General features: G+C 67.7%; 13 protein-coding genes and 1 pseudogene. 11 read left to right on the top strand and 3 right to left on the bottom strand.

Translation table 11 applies throughout. The annotated features are described in order from the left end of the window. Positions 1–28 precede the first annotated feature (28 nt). The gene (locus BA022_RS08900; RefSeq protein ID WP_187306044.1) at positions 29–958 is read right to left on the bottom strand and encodes a helix-turn-helix domain-containing protein; all 930 of its coding nucleotides are present in this window, start codon (positions 956–958) and stop codon (positions 29–31) included. A gap of 238 nt (positions 959–1,196) precedes the next feature. Here BA022_RS08900 and BA022_RS08895 point away from each other — a divergent pair, with 238 nt between their 5' ends. From BA022_RS08895 to BA022_RS08860, 8 genes and pseudogenes are all read left to right on the top strand, one after another. After that, complete coding sequence (locus tag BA022_RS08895) at positions 1,197–2,042, top strand: class I SAM-dependent methyltransferase (protein ID WP_187306043.1); 846 nt, start codon at positions 1,197–1,199, stop codon at positions 2,040–2,042. 59 nt (positions 2,043–2,101) lie between these two features. Continuing rightward, a complete protein-coding gene (locus tag BA022_RS08890) occupies positions 2,102–4,453 on the top strand; it encodes a TonB-dependent receptor (protein WP_228403765.1) in 2,352 nt (783 codons plus the stop codon). Beyond that, positions 4,453–5,454, top strand: a complete 1,002-nt coding sequence (dmeF, locus tag BA022_RS08885; protein ID WP_228403764.1) for a CDF family Co(II)/Ni(II) efflux transporter DmeF — start codon at positions 4,453–4,455, stop codon at positions 5,452–5,454. Before BA022_RS08890 ends, dmeF begins: the two co-directional genes overlap by 1 nt. Next, positions 5,451–6,722, top strand: coding sequence for an MFS transporter (locus tag BA022_RS08880; protein ID WP_088887255.1), 1,272 nt, complete (start codon positions 5,451–5,453; stop codon positions 6,720–6,722). Before dmeF ends, BA022_RS08880 begins: the two co-directional genes overlap by 4 nt. 134 nt (positions 6,723–6,856) lie before the next feature. Continuing rightward, positions 6,857–8,608: an ABC transporter ATP-binding protein gene (locus tag BA022_RS08875; RefSeq protein ID WP_148665202.1), complete on the top strand. Its 1,752-nt coding sequence runs from the start codon at positions 6,857–6,859 to the stop codon at positions 8,606–8,608. Continuing rightward, positions 8,605–9,927, top strand: coding sequence for an MFS transporter (locus BA022_RS08870; protein WP_088887254.1), 1,323 nt, complete (start codon positions 8,605–8,607; stop codon positions 9,925–9,927). The genes BA022_RS08875 and BA022_RS08870 overlap by 4 nt, the downstream gene beginning before the upstream one ends. Next, positions 9,924–11,750: an ABC transporter ATP-binding protein gene (locus tag BA022_RS08865; protein WP_088887253.1), complete on the top strand. Its 1,827-nt coding sequence runs from the start codon at positions 9,924–9,926 to the stop codon at positions 11,748–11,750. Before BA022_RS08870 ends, BA022_RS08865 begins: the two co-directional genes overlap by 4 nt. Positions 11,751–11,873: 123 nt before the next feature. Further along, positions 11,874–13,223: pseudogene (locus BA022_RS08860) on the top strand (IS1182 family transposase); the annotation flags it as partial. A 230-nt stretch (positions 13,224–13,453) separates the two neighbouring features. Here BA022_RS08860 and BA022_RS08855 read toward each other — a convergent pair. After that, on the bottom strand, positions 13,454–13,903 hold the full coding sequence (locus tag BA022_RS08855) for a methyltransferase family protein (protein WP_088887252.1): 450 nt from the start codon (positions 13,901–13,903) through the stop codon (positions 13,454–13,456). A gap of 148 nt (positions 13,904–14,051) precedes the next feature. Between BA022_RS08855 and BA022_RS08850 the strand changes: the two genes are divergently transcribed. From BA022_RS08850 to BA022_RS08840, 3 genes are all read left to right on the top strand, one after another. Then, positions 14,052–14,633, top strand: a complete 582-nt coding sequence (locus BA022_RS08850; RefSeq protein ID WP_187306042.1) for a TetR/AcrR family transcriptional regulator — start codon at positions 14,052–14,054, stop codon at positions 14,631–14,633. 114 nt (positions 14,634–14,747) lie between these two features. Next, entirely contained in the window at positions 14,748–16,043 is a 1,296-nt protein-coding gene (locus BA022_RS08845; RefSeq protein ID WP_088887250.1) for a recombination directionality factor, read from the top strand. Between the two features lie 2 nt (positions 16,044–16,045). Continuing rightward, the gene (locus BA022_RS08840; RefSeq protein WP_148665164.1) at positions 16,046–17,344 is read left to right on the top strand and encodes a metallophosphoesterase family protein; all 1,299 of its coding nucleotides are present in this window, start codon (positions 16,046–16,048) and stop codon (positions 17,342–17,344) included. A gap of 49 nt (positions 17,345–17,393) precedes the next feature. Here the strand turns inward: BA022_RS08840 and BA022_RS08835 are convergent, their stop codons facing one another. After that, on the bottom strand, positions 17,394–17,906 hold the full coding sequence (locus BA022_RS08835; RefSeq protein ID WP_088887249.1) for a hypothetical protein: 513 nt from the start codon (positions 17,904–17,906) through the stop codon (positions 17,394–17,396). Positions 17,907–18,151 lie beyond the last annotated feature (245 nt).

Here is an 18,151-nt window from a genome sequence, read left to right as displayed (position 1 = left end):
CCCGGAGGCCCAAGATTCACCAGCACGATCACCTGCCGCGCCGCCTGCCTTCACCGGGATTGACACCGAACTGCTTGCGAAACGCCGCCGCGAAGTGGCTCATGTTCGTATAGCCCAGATCGCACGCCACCGACGACACACTGGCGTCCGCCCGCAACAGGCGGCGCCGGGCCTCGTGCATGCGCTCATGCTGGAACAGGCCATAGACGCTGAAGCCGTACAGCGCGCGGAAGCCGCGCTTGAGTCTCGCGAGGCTCAGCCCGTTCTCGCGCGCCAAGTCCACAAGTAGAGGAGGCTGCGACAGGTCGGACAACAATTGGGCGCGCGCGCGGGCCAGGCGCATTCGGTCCACTCGGTCCAAGGCGTCTGTGGCGTCCTCGTCCGCTCGCGCCTCGAGCAGGAGACTCACCAGCGTCAGCCCTTGCGCCTGCAGCCACAAGGGGTGCCTGTCCCCCGATGCTTCGTCGTCGCTCGGACGGTGCCGCATCGCATGCGCCAATGCCAGGGCCGTGGCATGCAGTTCCGCGCCGCGATGCCCGGTTTCGAAGCACAGCCCATTCGACAGCGCGCGGCGCAGCGCTTGCTCGCCTTCGCCCATCAACTGCTCGAACGCGTCATGTCGCACCATGACGCCGACGCTCTCATAGACGCCGTGCTGGTGAAACCGCCAGCGTTGATCGGGGCCAAACGCGATGTTGCCGCTGGCCGCGCACACCTGGCGCTCGTCGATCCGCCGGCCACCCGTGTGCCCATTCCTGCCGTTCAGCACCGCGAGGGCATCGCCCTGCAGCACGTAGCTGAAGTGGATGAGGCCGCTGTCATCGAGCACGCTGAGCTCGATCGGGTGGGCCAGACGCGTGGACCAGTGCATCAACTGCACGCCGTCACGCACCTGCACCCGCCGATGGCTGGACGACGCAAGGTCGAGGCCCAAGGCTTCGCTGGGGTCTCTGATCATCTCCGTGGCAAGGAGATGGGGCGCCAATGCGGTTGCGTCTGCCCTGGGCATCACTTCATCGCTTCCTCAAATCACTCATGAACCGATACGGGTGGTGATGGACCCGCTTGGGGTGGCTATCGTAATACGAATCATTATTATTAGAAACCTCTCATTACCTACCCTTGCGTGGATCTGAAAGTCTGAGCCGTTGTCTCGGCACTCCGGATATCGATGCCACGAATTTCCTCCCCGACTGATGCCCGACGCCACGCTCGAATCCAGTTCCGCCGCCAACGTTACGCCGATGCTATGCGGCGTACCGCAGACCATGCTTTGGACGCTGTACAACCGCGCCACCGAATCCCTGAGGACGGACGCATGGTTTCGCGACCCGGATGCCGAACGCATTTTCCGGTCCATCACTTTCGACTACCGAGCCTACTTCGGCCGTCCCGACAGCTCGCACGCCACCCGCTCCCAGATGTTCGACGAGGCGCTGCGTCCGTGGATCGCCGCGCATCCCGGCGGCACGGTGGTCGAACTCGGCTGCGGACTGGAGACGCAGTTTCAGCGCTGCGACGACGGGCACGTGCGCTGGTTGTGCGTGGACGTGCCCGACGCGATCGCCGTGCGCGAGCGCTACATCAGGCCCAGCGAGCGCTCCCGTCACCTTGCGCTCTCCGCGCTCGACCTGCGCTGGATGGATGAGGTGGATGCCACCCAGGGTGTTTTCATCACGGCTCAGGGGTTGTTCATGTACTTCCCCGAAGACGAGGTGCGGAGTCTGGTCTTGGCGATGACGGAGCGCTTCGAGGGCGGCGAGCTCATGTTCGACACCATCCCACGATGGTTCTCCCGCAAGACGATGACCGGCTTCGATCTGACCCGGCACTACCGCGCCCCGCCCATGCCATGGGGCATCAATCGCGACGAGATCGAGACCACGTTAAGGGCGTGGAGCCCGCGCATCGTGTCGGTGAAGAACGAACCCTATCGCCGTTTCAGAACCTTCCCGGCCCGGCTGGGGCCCTGGATGGCATGCATCCCTGCACTCGCAAAACTGCTTCCCGCGATCGTGCGTGTGCGCCTCACGGGCAAATAGCCGCCATCAGACCTCCTCCCACAAGTCCTTTTGGTCCATGCCTACCCCCTATTCATCCCATGACATCCCTTCAAACCCGCCCGCACAAAGCACGCCGCATCGCAGCGCTCATCGCACTGACATCGCTCCATTGGAACTGTGTTGCCGCTGAACTGCCCTTCGACATTCCAACCCAGCCCCTCGAAGCCGCGCTGAAGCTGTTCGAAACACAGGCCGGCGTTTCGATTCAGCGTCCGCCGCAATGGCCCCAAGGGCTGACTGAAACCCCAGTCGCCGCGCTCAGTGGTCGCTTCGAACCCGAGCAGGCGCTACGCCGCCTTGTTGCGGACCAACCGTTGCGGATCGCGGAACGCAACGGACGCTTCGTGATCGAGGTGGCCGAGCAAGCCCAGGCCACCACCGATCTTGACAAGACCTTGCCCACGGTAACGGTTACCGCCCGGCGCGGTGCGGAACGCGCCAAGGATGTTCCGTTCAGCGTCAGCACGGTCCAGGGATTCGAGTTGGAACAGCAGCGCCTCAGCACGCTCGAAGATGCCCTGCGGGATACGCCCGGAGTGGAAGTCAATGCTTGGGGCGGCTTCGGCGATGCCAACGTGCGCATGCGCGGCGTGGGTTCCCTGTATCAAGTGAGCAGTGAGGACAGCTCGGTGGTGGTCAACCTGGACGGCACGCCGCTGTCGGCCCGTAACGCCTCGCTACCCATGCTGGACGTGGAGCGCGTCGAGGTTCTCAAGGGGCCGCAGGGCACGCTCTTCGGCCGCAACAGCGAAGCTGGCGCGATCAACATCGTCACGCGCAAGCCCACCCGCGAACCCGATGGCTATGCGCGCGTCGAGGCCGGGCAGGAAGGGCAGCGGCTGATCGAGGGCGCGGTGGGCGGTGCGCTCGCTGAGGACTGGAGCGCACGCGTCGCGATGCGCAGCCAGCAGGCGGACGACGTGGTTCACAACGTCCAGACCGGTACCCCGATCATGAAGGCCAAGGAACTGGGTCTGCGCGCCAGCCTGCTGTGGCAGCCGCGGGCGGCGACGTCGGTGCTGCTGTCCACCGAGCATCAAAACCAGAAGGACAAGGTCGGCATGATGCTGCTGCGCCCCTACGGCAACCCGCCCAGCCTGGATGCAACGCCCGGCCTTTTTGGCGCCGACGTGAAGAGCCATCGCCATGCGCTGGAAATCAACCATGATCTGGCGGGCGCACGGCTGACTTCCCACACGTCACTCCAGCAACGTCGCGAGGACCAGACCTCGGGGGCCGACCGGATCGTGGCAGCCACGGTTTTCGGCATGCCAACCGAGTATCTCAAGCAGTATCACCGCGATGAATCCGCGTGGAACCAGGATCTGCGCCTATCCTCGCTGCCCGGTGCGGCGACGTTCTGGGTGGCGGGCGTGAACCTGTATGGCTCCAATCGCGAATACGACACCACCGTCGGCGGGATGACCGACAACCTGCGCGACTTCGAGACGCGCAGCGAGGCGGCCTACGGGGAGGTCACGGTGCCGCTCGCGGCCGCCCTCAGGCTCACCGGAGGCCTGCGCTACACGCAGGAGCGCAAGGACTACGACGCCAGCTTTACCACCACAGGCTTTACCACCACCCGGGACAGCCGATCGCTCGAAGACCGGTACGCCACCGGGCGGGTGGCGCTGTCCTGGGCGCTGGACGCCCAGACCAACCTCTACGGCGTGCTCGCCCACGGGCACAAGGCCAAGGGCTTCCAGGACGAGACCTCGCAGGTCGCCGACGGCGATCCCTTCAAGGCCGCCAAGGTCGACAGCCTGGAACTGGGCCTCAAGTTCGAAAGCGCCGACCGCCGTCTCGCATGGACCACCGCCGCCTTCTTCAATCGGGTGCGCGACGATCACATGCTGGGCTACGACTACACCACCTTTGCAACCAAGGCGATCAACGCCGACACGCGAACCCGGGGCCTGGAAGTCGAAGGCCAGTGGCGCGCGGCGCCCGGCCTCACCCTCAAGGGCGGCGCCATCTACACGGACGCCACCATTACCCAGTCGGTGACGGGCGTGTCGGGCGGAGATGTGGCCGCTGGCAACCGCATACCGGACGTGCCGCGCTGGAGCGGCAAGCTCTCCGTCAACTACACCCGGCCGCTGCCCGGTTTCATGGGGTTGGCCTCGCCGCAACTCAACACGCTGGTGGCGTACCGGGTCATGAGTGCGCGTGCCAACGATCCGCAGAACCACATCTTCCTGCCACGCTTCCAGAAGATCGACGCGCGCGTCGGCGTCGCCTCGGGCGCCGGCGAGCTCTATCTCTGGGTGGACAACCTGCAGGACAAACGTTACGACCAGTACGTTTACTACTTCACCCCGAACGCCAACGTGGGCATGCCGACGCGCGGCCGGACGGTGGGGCTGGGCTTCACCTGGCAGTTCTTCTGATGAACGACGCCATCATGAGCGCCCTGTCCGTCGCGACCCGTGCTTGCCCGGAAGCCGACACCTCGATGCACGCCCATGACTTCGGCCAGGAGGGCATACGCCCGGCCGAGCGGGGGGTCACCACGGTGGCCTTGCTGACTGTCGTCGTCATGGGTCTGGAGATCGCCGCCGGGTGGTGGACCGGCTCCATGGCGCTGCTGGCCGACGGGGTGCACATGGGAGGGCATGCCGTCGCGCTGGGCCTGGCGGCCGGCGCCTACGCCATGTCCCGGCGCTACGCCCGTGACCGGCGCCTGAGCCTGGGCAGCGGCAAGATCAACGATCTGGCGGCCTACACCAGCGCCTTGCTCCTGGCCGCCTCCACGGTGTGGACGGCCATCGAGGCGGCGCAGCGCCTGCTGAGCCCCGAACCCCTGCGCCTTACGGAAGCCCTGATCGTGGCCGTGCTGGGGCTGGCGGTGAACCTGTTCTCGGCCTGGCTTCTGGGCGATCCCCATGATCACGGCCATGTGCACGATCATCACCACGACAGCTCGGGCCATGTGCATGACCACAACCTCGGCGCCGCGCTGGCCCACGTGCTCGCCGACGCTGCCACCTCGGTGGCCGCCATCGTCGGGCTGCTCGCGGCCTGGGCCTGGGGCTGGACCTGGCTGGATCCGCTGATTGCATTGCTGGCCCTGGGCGTGGTGGCACGCTGGGCCATCCGGCTGCTGCGCCAGACCGGTGCCGTGCTGCTCGATGCCGAAGGCCCCGCCGAACTGCGGCGCCAGGTGTGCGCCCGGCTCGAAGCGGTGGCCGACAGCCGCGTGACCGACCTGCACCTGTGGTCGGTGGGCCAAGGTGCCTGGACGCTCGCGGCCTCGGTGGTCAGCCACGGCCCGGCCGCACCCGATGCATACAAGGCCGCGCTCGCCGGTCTGCCCGGCATCCATCATCCGATGGTCGAGATTCACGCCTGCCGGCGCTGCCCGGGCGCCGATGGAGCGGAGTCGCCATGACCGGAGTTGCGATGACGACAGACCTGCGCACCCCGGCCCGTACCTGGTGGCTGCTCGGCAGTCTCTACACCACCCAGTTCCTTGCGCTCGGCTTCCTGTCGGTGGCGCTGGTCGCGCTGCTGCAGGAGAAGGGCGCGTCCATGTCGCGCCTGAGCCTGATCTATCTGCTCGGCACGGTGTGGGCCTTCAAGCTGCTGTGGGCGCCGCTGCTGGACCATTTCGGCTGGACCCGGTTGGGTCCGCGGCTGGGCCACTACCGCGGCTGGCTGCTGCTCACGCAGGCCGGGCTGGTGCTCGCGCCGCTGGCCATGATGGCGCTCGATCCCGTCGCGGACTTTCCCGCCGTCTATGCGCTGGCCGTGCTCGTCGCCATGTTGTCGGCGACGCAGGACGTGGCCACCGACGCCGTCGCCTGCCGTACGCTGCCCGAGGCCGAACGCGGTCTCGGCAACGGCATCCAGACGGCCGGCGGCCTGCTGGGCAACCTGCTCGGCGGCGGTGTGCTGGTCATGGCCTACCCGAGCATCGGCTGGGGTGCCTGCATGGCCCTGCTCGCCGCGGGCACGGCAGTGTCGCTCGTGCAACTCGTCTGGCTGCGCGAGACCGAGCAACGCCTGGCGCCGCTGTCTGCGCGCACCTTGTACGGGCGCTTGCGCACGTTCTGGCCAGAGGCCGGGGGCGGCGGCTGGCTGCTCGTGCTGCTGCTGTTTCCCTTCGCGGCCGGGCTGGCCTACGGCCTGGTGACACCGCTACTGGTGGAGGCGGGCTGGAGCATGGAGCGCATCGGGTTGGTTACCAACGTCGCGGGCTCGCTGCTCTCGGCGGCCTCGGCGCTGGCGGCGGGCTGGCTGCTGCCGCGCTGGGGACGGCGGCGTGCCCTCATCGGCGCGGCGGCGTTCAACCTGCTGGGCAGCGCGGCGCTGCTCGTGCCCTGGGCCGGCTGGGGTGGCGATGGCGGGAGCGACGGCGCCCTGACGCTGGTCGTGTGCCTGTATTTCCTGTGCTACACGCCGCTGCACGTGGTGCTCGCCACGCTGATGATGGACCGCGTCCACTCCGCCAGCGCGGGCACCGACTACAGCTTGCAGTTCAGCGTGTTCATGCTGTCCAGCATGGGCTCGGCCACGCTGGCGCCGCTGCTGACCGACGCGCTTGGCATGCGCGACACACTGCTCGTCGGCGCCATCGCCGCCCTCGCGTCGGTGGGGCTGGCGTGGCGTCCCCGCTTGTCAACCCCGCCGGCCGCCACGCCGGCCCGTCCGTCATGAACGATTCCGCCACCGCCACCGCCACCGCCACCGCCACCGCGGATCGCCCGGCGCCGTTTCCCGCTGCCGAGCTGGATACGCGCGACGTCGTTTCATCCACGCGCCGATCGGCACATGCCTCGCCCTGGCGGATCATGCAGCCGGTGCAGGGGCGCATCCGCTTCGCCATGGCCCTGTCCGCCCTGGCCACGCTGTGCCAGTTCGTCGTGCTCGGTGCGCTGGCCTGGATGGTGCGCGCGCTAATCGAGGCGCCCGGCACGCCGGACCATGGGCCTTGGCCCGGGCTGGCGCTGGCTGCAGCCGGCACGGTGCTGTTCCTGGTGCTGCGCATCACGGCTTTCAACCAGTCCCACTACGCCGCGTTCCGGCTGGAGACGATCCTGCGCACGCGGGTGGCGGAGCACGCGGCGCGCGTGTCCATGGGCGAGGTACAGCGTCTGGGCTCGGGTGCGCTGGCCAAGGTCATGCAGGACGACGTGAACGCGCTGCACGTGTTCGTGGCCGACAGCACGCCGCTGTTTGCCCGCGCCGCCGTGGCGCCGTTGGCCAGCCTGGCGCTGATGTTCGCGCTGGACCGGCGCCTGGCGCTGGCAGCGCTGGGCGTGGTGCTGTTGGGCTTGGCCGTGCTGAGCCTGGCCATGCGCGACCGGACCGAGATGGTGCGCCAGTACAACGAGGCGCGCGAGCAGGTCAGCGCGGCCGTGGTGGAGTTCGTCCAAGCCATGCCGGTGGTGCGCACCTTCGACACCGGCCAGTCCACCTTCGGCCGCTACCAGCGCGCCCTCGACAGCTACCTGGGCGTGCTCGTGCGCTGGTACGCGGGCGCAGCATTCAGCGCGCGTTTCGGCATGGCGGCGATGAGTGCGCTCCCCACGCTGACCGTGCTGCTGGCGCTGGGCGGCTGGCTGTTCCAGGCCGGTACGCTCGACTTCGCCACCTGGCTGGCCGTGTTGCTGCTGGGCGCGGGGGTGGCCGAGGCCATGCTGCCGCTGATGACGCTGATGCACCTGGTGGACAAGACCATGCTCTCGGTGCGCCGCATCCAGCAGGTGCTGGAACTGCCCGTGCTACCGCAGCCTTCGGCGGCGCAAGCGCGCGAGCCGGCGGATGCCAGCGTGCGCTTCGAGCAGGTGAGCTTCAGCTACGGCGCCGACGCGGCCGAGCCGGCATTGAGCGATGTGAGCTTTCATGCTGCGCCGGGCACCGTCACCGCGCTGGTCGGCCCCTCGGGCGCGGGCAAGACGACGGTGGCGCGCCTGATCCCGCGCTTCTGGGACGTGAACGCGGGCCGCGTGCTCGTCGGCGGCGTGGACGTGCGCGATATGGACGCCGATACGTTGATGCGGCATGTCGCCTTCGTCTTCCAGGACACCTTCCTTTTTGCGAGCAGCATCGCCGACAACATCCGCCTGGGCCTGCCCGAGGCGACGATGGACGAGGTGATCGCCGCAGCCACGGCGGCGCAGGCGCACGAGTTCATCAGCGCACTGCCGCGCGGCTACGACACCCCAGCCGGCGAGCGCGGCGTGTTCCTCTCGGGCGGGCAGCGCCAGCGCATCACCATCGCCCGCGCCATCCTGCAGAACCGGCCGATCCTGGTGCTCGACGAAGCCACCGCCTTCGCCGACCCGGAGAACGAGGCCGCGCTGGTGCAGGCGCTGTCGGCCCTGATGTGCGGAAAGACCGTGCTCATGGTCGCGCACCGCCTTGCCACCATCCGTGACGCCGACCAGATCCTGGTGTTCGACCGCGGGCGGCTGACTGAGTCCGGCACGCACGAAGCGCTGCTGGCAGGGCGGGGCGTCTACGCGCGCCTGTGGGCCGGCTTTGAGCGCGCCCAGCACTGGACCTTGCACACGACCTTGCAAACGAAAGCCCCCGCATGACGATCCTTGTCCCCCAATCCAATCGACGCGACGACGCCCTGCTGGCCGTTCTGTTCTTCGCCCAGGGCCTGCCCACCGGCCTGGCCTGGCTCGGCCTGCCGGCCTGGCTGCGCAGCCACGGTGCCGCGCTGGACACGGTCGGCCTGGTGAGCCTGACCTTCCTGCCCTGGGCGCTGAAGTTCCTGTGGGCCGCGCCGGTCGAGCGCCTTGCGGTGCGCCTGGGTTGCGGTCGCGTCATCGCCGCGACGCAACTCATCGCGGCGCTGGCCTACGCAGCCCTGGCGGTGGTGGACCTGCGCACGCAGTTCCTGCCCGGGCTGGCGCTGCTGACCCTGCTGGCCGCCGCCTGCGCCACGCAGGACGTCGCCACCGACCGCCATGCCATCGCCCGCCGGGGCGCCGTCGGCGCCGCGCGCATCAACACCCTGCGCTTCGCAGGCTTCACGGGCGGCATGCTGGCGGGTGGCGCAGGCCTGCTGCTCGCGGGCGCGACGGCGGGCTGGGCCGCCTTCATGCTTGCCTGCGCGTTGTCCATGATCGTGGTGGCTGCCGTGGCGCTGCGGATGACGCCGCCGGCGGCGCGGACGGCCGACGGCGCACACGAACCGCAAGCCCGTCGCGACGCGGCGCGCGTGCGCCTGCGCGGTTTCTTCGAGCGCACGCATCCGTGGACGCTGCTTGCGCTGGCGCTGTTGTTCAAGAGCGCCAGCGCCGCCAGCGAGTCCATGGTCAAGAGCTTTTGGGTGGATCACGGGGTCACGCTGGAACAGGTGGGCCTCATGACCGCCGTGAACCTGGGGCTGTGGGGACTGGTGGGCGCGCCGCTGGGCGCGTGGCTGCTCGGCCGCAAGGGGCTGTCCGCGCGCGGCGTGGCGGCTGGAGCGGGCCTCGTCGTGGCGCTGCTGCTGGGCCTGCTGGCCGCGTGCATCCGCAGCGGCTTCGGCATCACCTGGCTGCCCATGCCCGGCATCGAATGGGACTGGGTCTATGTGCTGCTGCCGGCGTTGCAGGCGGTGGCCGACGGTGTGGCGTCGATGGGCTTTTTCACCATCTTCACGCGCGCCGTGGTCGGCCGGCAGCCAGGCACCGATCTCACCCTCGTGATGTGCGCGGAGAGCCTGGGCGGCCTGGTGCTCGGCGCGCTGGCCGGCGCTTCGGCAGCGCGCCTGGGTTACGCGGCACATTTCGCCCTCACCGGCGCGGCCTATGCCGTCTACATCGCCTGGGCGTGGCGTGCGCTGCCGCGCGTGGACGTCCACGGCGCGGATGATCGCGAAACCCAACCGTTCACCGCCGCGCCTGCGCGCGCCCTGCCATGAATGTCGCGACCGTCACCACCGCTGCGCCGCTCGCCACCTGGAGTGAGCTGCTGCATCGCCTGCTGCGCAGCACCGGAGGCGAGGCGGGCGCGCTGCGCGCCAGTCTCGCGGGCCTGGCCGCCGCCGCCGCGGTGCAGGGCTTGGCGCTGGCCTGCGTCTTTCCGATGCTCGCAGCGCTGCTGGGCGGCGCAAACCGCGCGCCCGATGGCGCCGCCGCATCGCGCTGGCTGCTCGCGTTCGCGGCGCTGGCGCTGATCACCTCGGCGTTGCGCTGGCGCGCCCAGGGCTTCGACTTCCATGGCCACATGGCGCGCGCCACCCACGCGCTGCGCACGCGGCTGGGTGAGCAGTTGCGCCGCATGCCGCTGGAAGCCATCCAGGACAAGCGCGCCGGCGAACTCAATGCCGCGCTGCTGGGCAACGTGGACGAGAACTTCAACTACACCCTGACCGTGGCCAACCTGATCGCGCAGGTGGTGGTGATGCCGCCGGTGCTGGCGCTGGCGCTGATGGCAGTGGATTGGCGGCTCGGGCTTGCGCTGCTGCTGGTCTATCCGCCCGTCGTCGCGCTGTACCGCTGGCGCCGCCCGTACCAGGCGCGCGGCATGCGTGCGCTGGAAGACGCGCACCGGCGCGCCAACGCCGACATCGTCGAATACGCGCAGGGCCTGCCGGTGCTGCGCGCCGCGCGCTGCGAGGGCGAAAAGGCCGTCGCGCTGCAGGTCTCGTTCGCGCATGTCGAGCGCGTGCAGACCATCGGTCAGCGCAAGTCCGCCGGGCCGAAGATGATCTTCGCCAGTGTGGTCGAGCTGGGCCTGCTTGCCACGGCCGCAGCGGGCGCGAGCTGGGTGGCCGCGGGCACGCTGGAGCCGGCCCTGCTTGCCGCGTGGCTGGTCGTGCTCGTACGGTTTTCCGAGCCGCTCGCCAACTTCCTCAGCTACACCAACATCGTCGAACTGGTCGAGGTGGCGCTCGACCGGATCGAAGCGCTGCTGGCCGTGCCGCCGCTGCCGCAGCGCGAACCGGTGCGCATGCCGACAAGCTTCGGCGTGCGCTTCGAAGGCGTGCATTTCCACTACGCCGGCCAGGACCCGGCGCGCGACGCACCTGTGCTCAGCGACTTCAGCGCCGACCTCCCGGCGCGCGGCATGACCGCACTGGTGGGCCCCTCCGGCTCGGGCAAGACCACCGTCACGCGTCTCCTGATGCGCCACGCCGACCCGCAGGCCGGCCGCATCCTGATCGGCGGCGTCGATCTGCGCGAGATAAAGCCCGACGTGCTCAATGGCCTCGTCTCCACCGTGTTCCAGGACGTCTACCTGTTCGACGACACGGTCGCCGCCAACATCCGCATGGCCCGCCCCGATGCCAGCGACGAGGCGGTGCGCGAGGCCGCCCGCGCCGCGCAGTGCCTGGACTTCATCGAACACCTGCCGCAGGGTTGGGACACGCGCCTGGGCGACATCGGAGCACGCCTCTCGGGCGGCGAACGCCAGCGCATCTCCATCGCCCGCGCCCTGCTCAAGGACGCGCCCATCGTCATCCTCGATGAGCCCACGGCGGCGCTCGACACCGAGAGCGAGCTGGCCGTCCAGCAGGCCATCGACACGCTGGTAGCGAGCCGCACGGTCATCGTCATCGCCCATCGGCTTTCGACCATCGCGGCGGCTGACCGGATTCTGGTCATCGATGGCGGCAGGCTCGTGCAGCAAGGCACTCACGATGAACTCCTGGCGCGGGAGGGGCGCTACCGGGCGATGTGGGCGGCGCAGCAACGGGTGAAGGCCTGGCGGATTCGGTCTGTCGCTTCAGTGGAGAGATGATCTGTCGAGTCCGATTGGAGTGAGGGGCGGGTGTCGTCTAGGAGTCTGTCGGGCTTTCCAGCCTTCCGCCGGGACGATGAGGATCGGACAATCAGCAGCACCCACTGATGTTGATCGCCACCGATGAGCCGCTTCGTTGCCGTTGACCGAGACACCGCGTACCTGCTGCCACCGTCGGTGAACGAATGGTTGCCTGCCAACCACCTGGCGCGCTTCGTGGTGGAGGTCATCGAGCAGTTGGATCTGAGCGCGCTGACCCGGCAGTACGGCGGGCGCGGTTCTGCAGCGCACCACCCGGCAGTGCTGCTGGGCTTGCTGGTCTACGGCTACGCCAGCGGCGTGCATTCGAGCCGCAAGATTGAGCGCGCGACCTACGATTCGGTGGCCTTCCGGTTCGTTGCGGCCAACACGCACCCGGATCACGACACGCTGGCGACGTTCCGGCGGCGCTTTCTCAAGCAGATCGAGGCGCTGTTCGTGCAGGTGCTGGTGCTGGCGCGCGAGATGAAGCTGCTCAAGCTCGGGCACATCGCGCTGGACGGCACCAAGATCGAGGCCAACGCCAGCAAGCACAAGGCCTTGTCGTGGGCGCATGCCAACAGGATCGAAGCGCAACTGCGCCAGGAAGTACAGACCTTGCTGGCGCTGGCCGAGCGCAGCGACACCCAGGCGACGCCCGACGGCATGGACGTGCCGGCCGAGATCGCCCGGCGCGAAGACCGCCTGAGCGCCCTGGCGCAGGCCAAGGCCAAGATCGAGCAGCGAGCGGCCGAGCGCCACCAGCGCGAGCAGCAGGAGTTTGATGCCAAAGTGGCCAAGCGCCAGGCCCAGCGCGAGGCGGGCAAGAAGCCACGAGGCAAGGATCCTGAACCGCCGCAGGCCGGCCCCAAGGACAGCGATCAGGTCAACCTGACGGACGAGCAGTCGCGCATCATGCCGGTCTCGGGCGGGGGCTTCGAGCAAAGCTACAACGCCCAGGCTGGCGTGGACACCGACACGATGCTGGTGGTCACCGCCCATGTCAGCCAGGCCTGCAATGACAAGCGTGAAGTGCAGCCCACGATCGAAGCCGTTCAGGCCCTGCCCGAGGTGCTGGGGCAGGTGCAGTCGCTGATGGCGGACAACGGCTACTGCAGTCAGGCCAATGTGCAGGCCTGCCAAGACGCGGGCATCGCGCCGCTGCTGGCGATCAAGCGCGAGAGTCATCACCTGCCGGTGATGGAGCGCTTCGCCCCGGATGCGCCCACGCCCGAGACGACAGACCCGCTCACGCGCATGGCCCATCAACTGGGCACGCAGGCTGGGCGAGCGCTGTACAAACTGCGCAAGCAGACGGTCGAGCCGGTGTTTGGCATCATCAAACACGTCATGGGCTGGCGCCAGATGAGCATGCGCGGGCTGCACAAGGCCCAAGGCGAGTGGAATCTGGTGACCATGGCGTGGAACATCAAACGCATGCATGCACGTGCTGCGCGGGGCATGAGGGCAGGCAAAGTGCGGCCACATCGCCTCATCAATGCGCGCCAGGCCCGGGACTTGGATCCTCCAGGAACCTCGGCTGCCGCCGATGCCACTCGAACACCGCCTTGCCGGCTCAAAAAACGCAGCGCCTGCCTCAATCAACTGCGCTCAGGCTCAAGCCCGACAGACTCCTAGCCCATGGCATGTGCCTGATCTCGTCAGCGGCGCAATCGGCACCCGGCTCAGAACCAACGTCGAGTGCGTCTGACGTAGGCCTCGTACGCTGCACCAAACTTCGAGCGCAGCCACTGTTCCTCGAAGGCGATGTACCAGTGGTCGACGATGAAGGCAAAGCACCCCGCCAGCAGCAGTCCCAACCCCGAGCCTAGCAGCAGCGCGAGTCCGAAGAGCACGGACGTGAAACCGAGATACATCGGATGGCGGCTGATCGCGAAAACGCCGCTGGTCACCAGGCTGCCCGGCTCGTCAAAGGTGTAGATATTGGTTCGAGCCCTGGCGAACTGCATGCGCGCGCAGGCCAGTAACACCGCGCCCAGCAACAGAGGCAACCAGCCCGCATGATGGTAGGGTGCAATCAGAGGCCGGACCCAGTCCCCAGCCCACAGCGAGTCCAAGGCGAAAATGGCGCAGGAAAATAGCGCGAACAGTACGGGTGGAAGGAGCTTCTTCATGGGTGGGCGTCGGACGGTCGGCAATTCAAGGGAAGGTATCGACACTTTAGGCAGCGCCTGCGCTGCCGCCAACTCGCATGCCGATGGCGTGCTGTTGGGCCCTCGGGCACCGCGCCGCCAGCCGCGGCAACCTCGCTCCGTTGCCACGGTGGACGCGATTCTGGAAGCGTCAACTCGCGTTTTCGAAAGCCGTGGTTACCTGCGGGCGACCACCAACGAAGTCGCCGAGTTGGCGGGCGTGAGCGTCGGCTCGCTGTACCAGTACTTTCCGGACAAGGCCGCGCTGCTGACGGCGCTGCATGAACGCCACATCGAGACGGTGGCATCCGCGATGCTGGAAGCAATGTGCGCACAGAGCGCAACGGATCGGCGCAGCGGTTCGACCTTGGCCGCCGTGGTGCGTAGTTGCGTGCGATTGCACGGCGAGAACCGTCGGCTGCAGCGCTTGTTGCACGAACAACTGCCCCAGCTCGCCTATCCGCGCTCGGAAAGCGACGCCACGACCCGGCTGGCGCGTGCGGTGACCGTTTGGCTGCAGACCGTCAACACCACGTTGGCCGACGACCGTGCGATGCTCGTGTCGAGCACTTTGCTCACGATGGGTGAAAGCCTCGTCCACGCGGCTGTGCTCTCCCCTCCGGCCGGTGTTGCCCAAGCATCGTTGGAGGAGGACATCACACGCGCGCTGCAGGGCTACCTTCATGCCCAGGGGGTCGTGTACACGACGTGAGAGTCAGTCAACTGCTCCCTCGAGTCTTGAGGCCGTTTCGCGGGCTTGAAATGTACCCGCTCCTTGAGAGCATGAATCGTCGGCACATGCCGAAATTCTTAAAGGAGCGAACTCATGACGAACGTAGTCGTCACGGTGCAGGGCGGCCCCGCCGCGCTGCCGACCCTGCTCGGGCAGGGCGCTGCCCGCATCCCGACCGGCGGCAAGATCCGTCCCGGCATCATGGTCCTCACCAGGAAGGCCGCCGAGGTGCCCGGGGCCAGGGAGATCTACAAACAGGGCGTGGCCGAAGGGCACTCGTTCGAGCAGATCGAACGTGCCCTGAAGGAAGCGCTGCCGCAACTCAAGTCACCGCTGGTGCCGCGCAATGTGCCCTGGTTCACCGTCCGGGCGCAGGATTTCCCGAACCCGGAGCTGGCCCGGCAAATCATCGATGCCTACGGCGAGGACCGCGGCCAAGGAAGGCGCCTGTACCGCTTTCCCGTCGTCTTTCCAGCCGACCACTGGCAGAGCGTCATGCCCCACGAGTTGGCTGCCTGGGGCACCCATGAGAAGCGTTTCTGGTCGCAGTATTCGGCCGACGGCCAGATGCGCCACTGCATGCGCCATGCGCCGATCCCTTTGGACCAGACCGGGCGGCGCACGATCCGCATCTTCGGTGGGCGCAAGACGATGCTGCGCGAAGACAACGGCGGTATCTGCAATCCGGAATCCTGCCCCGAGTACCAGGCGCGCCAGTGCAATCTGACCGGCCGCTTCCTTTTCTTCATCCCAGGCATCCGCACCATCAGCGCGCTGGAACTGCCGACGACGAGCTTCTACGCGATGAGCAACGCGATCCAGCGCTTCCAGGCCATCGGCCACATGCGGGGCGGCCGGATCTCGGGGTTTCTTGGCCGCTCGCGCGAGACTTTCCACATCACCAAGGTGCTGCGCGATGTGCCGCATATCGACGAGAGCGGGCGCGCCGTGCGCGTGCCGCAGTGGATCATCGAGTTGGAGGCGCCGATCGATGTGACCGCACTTTTGCGCGATGGTGAGGATACGGAGGCGGCCATCATGCAGGCGAGCCGGGCCGAGCAGGTGTTGGAAGGTGTGGTGGCCACCCATCCCGTCGAGGAGCCCGACAAGCCCGTCGCAGGCGCTGCGAAGGCCGCGGCCGAGGCCGTCGAAACACCCATGCGGCCAGGCAATCCCACGCTCGAGCAGTTGCTGGGGCGGGCCGAGGCCATGGGCCTGGATGCGCGGCGCTTCCAGCAGTACGCCGATCGGCGCTGGGGGCGTGGCTGGAAAATCAACCTCCACGGTCGCGGCCGTGCCTGGGACGAAATGGAGCGCTTCGCCAACGATCCGGAAGGCTACGCCGACAAGATCGACTGCGCCTTAGGCGCCGTGGCCGGGAGGGTTTGACCATGCGCATCGCTCATTTTTCCGATCTGCACTACGGCGCGGAGACGTTGGAAGAAGCCGACCGTTGCTTCGGCGCGGCCATCGATCGCGCGATTGCCGAGGACGTCGAGGCTGCCGTCATCTCGGGGGACGCTACCGACCATGGCCTGGACCTGCACGAACCCGCCACGCGGCGGCTGTGCGCCCAGGTGCGCCGCCTGGCCGACCATTGCCCCGTGCTGATGCTGCAAGGGACTTTCTCGCACGAGCCGCCCGGTACGCTCGCCGTGTTCGCTTTGCTGGGGGCACGCCATCCGGTCCATGTGGCCGACCGGATCGAACAGGTGGCGTTGACGGCGGGCGGCGAATGGCTACCCTCTGCCGGCTGGCGTTTCGAGGCCGTGCCGCCCGGTGCTCGGGCACTGCTGACTTGCGTGCCGACCATCAACAAGGCCGTGGTGGCCGCGACCGTCGGTGCCGCCGAAGCGGCGCAGGCCATCGGCGAACACCTGGCCCTGCTGCTGCGGGGCTTCGCGCCGACCAACCGGCTGGCGAGGGCGCGCGGTGTGCCGACGATCGCCGTGTCCCACGGCACGGTGTTCGGCAGCATGAGCGAACATGGCGTGCCGATGGCGGGCTTCGACCACGAGTTCACCACTGGCGTGCTGTTCAGCGCCGAGACCCAGGCCGTGATGCTGGGCCATATCCACCGGCACCAATGCTGGGAACAGGACAGTGGGGCCGGCCGCCAGTGCATCGCCTACGCGGGCTCCATCGGCCGGTTCCACTATGGCGAGCCGGGCGATAAGGGTTTCCTGCTGTGGGAGGTGGCGCCCGAAGACGCGGTGTGCGCGTTGATACCAACGCCGGCGCGCCGCACCATCGACATCGTTTTCGAGGGGCGGCCCGACCTGGAGGCCCTGCGCGAAGCCGCGGCCAGCCATGGCATCGAAGGGGCGCATGTGCGCGTGCGCTGGACGGTGGCGGATGAAGACCGCCATGCGGTTGATCGTGCGGCCATTGCCAGGCTGCTCGCGGGCGCGGCACAGACGAAACTCGAAGGGCGGATCGTGCCGATCGTGTGCGCGCGGGCGCCGGGCATCAGCCAGTTGGCCTCGTTGGCCGACAAGGTGCGGCGCTGGGCGGAGTTGGCCGCAGTCGACCCGGCTTGTGTTCTCGAATGCCTGGATGCGCTGGCGGAACGCGCGCCGACGGAGATCGCCGAGCACGTGCTGTCAGGGTCCGCCGTAACGAATGAGCCGGCGCTTCTCGACCCAGAGGGACAGGGCGAAGTGCCGGCATTGGAAGTCGAGTGCGTTTGAGCACTACGGTGATGTCGACTTCGTCAGGGTTTGACAGACGGGGCGCCATCTACAGGGTGTGTCGTGGGCCTTCCCATGGCCGCTGAGCGGTGATGGCGGCGTCGCTGAGCAGCGCATACTGAATGCCTCGATCGCACAGGCCGCTGTCCTCCATGGCGTCAATGTGCCCAAAGAGCATCCATATTCCTTCGGCCGCCAGAAATTCGTTGCGCTGGCGCTTGTTCATCGCGGGTTCGATGCTGTCCAGAATCGCTCGGGCATTGTTGATGCCGCTTGGTAGGGGCTGGTTCGCCGCATTGAATAGCTTCTTGATGGCAAGCCTCGCATCGACCGATAGATCCTTCCAGGAGGCATTCATCGGAATGGTCAGTTGGCTGTTACCCGTCAGTTCGATGGCATAGATGGCACCGGCTCCGCGGTCGTAGCAGTTTGCTACGGCCGGGTCTTCCGTCAGGTACAGGGCGGGACCAAAGGGCCAGTCCTCGTCTCCATGAAAAGGATCAAACCGCTCAAGGGCTTTGTGGCGGGAACCGTGGAGCAGGGAGCGGGGGATGGCATCCATAGGCGGAAATGGGCGAGAAAGGGTCGCATTGTCTGTTTCGCAATATGGCACATTCTGTATGGCCGGTGATGCGTTGCGCCCAGCCTACTCATGAAGCGGGTTCGTGCGGGCGAAAGAAAGCCCCGCGATCTTGACGATGCGGGGCTGGGGAAGCGAAGCGGGACGTTGTCCGCGCTGCACGGGTAGGCAATACGGGCCGGGTAACGGTCGTTTGTTCAGGCGCCAGGTTGAGGTGCGCGGTGCTT

The organism is Diaphorobacter nitroreducens, from assembly GCF_002214645.1.
Classification (GTDB): Bacteria; Pseudomonadota; Gammaproteobacteria; order Burkholderiales; family Burkholderiaceae_C; genus Diaphorobacter; species Diaphorobacter nitroreducens.
The sequence above is the reverse complement of the archived record's forward strand: the minus strand, read 5'-3'. Positions and strand labels throughout refer to the sequence as shown.

Coding starts and splice junctions, on each gene's coding strand:
- BA022_RS08900 (WP_187306044.1), bottom strand. CDS start 958: ATGATCAGAGACCCCAGCGAAGCCTTGGGCCTCGACCTTGCGTCGTCC.
- BA022_RS08875 (WP_148665202.1), top strand. CDS start 6,857: ATGCAGCCGGTGCAGGGGCGCATCCGCTTCGCCATGGCCCTGTCCGCC.
- dmeF (WP_228403764.1), top strand. CDS start 4,453: ATGAACGACGCCATCATGAGCGCCCTGTCCGTCGCGACCCGTGCTTGC.
- BA022_RS08845 (WP_088887250.1), top strand. CDS start 14,748: ATGACGAACGTAGTCGTCACGGTGCAGGGCGGCCCCGCCGCGCTGCCG.
- BA022_RS08890 (WP_228403765.1), top strand. CDS start 2,102: ATGACATCCCTTCAAACCCGCCCGCACAAAGCACGCCGCATCGCAGCG.
- BA022_RS08855 (WP_088887252.1), bottom strand. CDS start 13,903: ATGAAGAAGCTCCTTCCACCCGTACTGTTCGCGCTATTTTCCTGCGCC.
- BA022_RS08865 (WP_088887253.1), top strand. CDS start 9,924: ATGAATGTCGCGACCGTCACCACCGCTGCGCCGCTCGCCACCTGGAGT.
- BA022_RS08880 (WP_088887255.1), top strand. CDS start 5,451: ATGACCGGAGTTGCGATGACGACAGACCTGCGCACCCCGGCCCGTACC.
- BA022_RS08840 (WP_148665164.1), top strand. CDS start 16,046: ATGCGCATCGCTCATTTTTCCGATCTGCACTACGGCGCGGAGACGTTG.
- BA022_RS08895 (WP_187306043.1), top strand. CDS start 1,197: ATGCCCGACGCCACGCTCGAATCCAGTTCCGCCGCCAACGTTACGCCG.
- BA022_RS08835 (WP_088887249.1), bottom strand. CDS start 17,906: ATGGATGCCATCCCCCGCTCCCTGCTCCACGGTTCCCGCCACAAAGCC.
- BA022_RS08870 (WP_088887254.1), top strand. CDS start 8,605: ATGACGATCCTTGTCCCCCAATCCAATCGACGCGACGACGCCCTGCTG.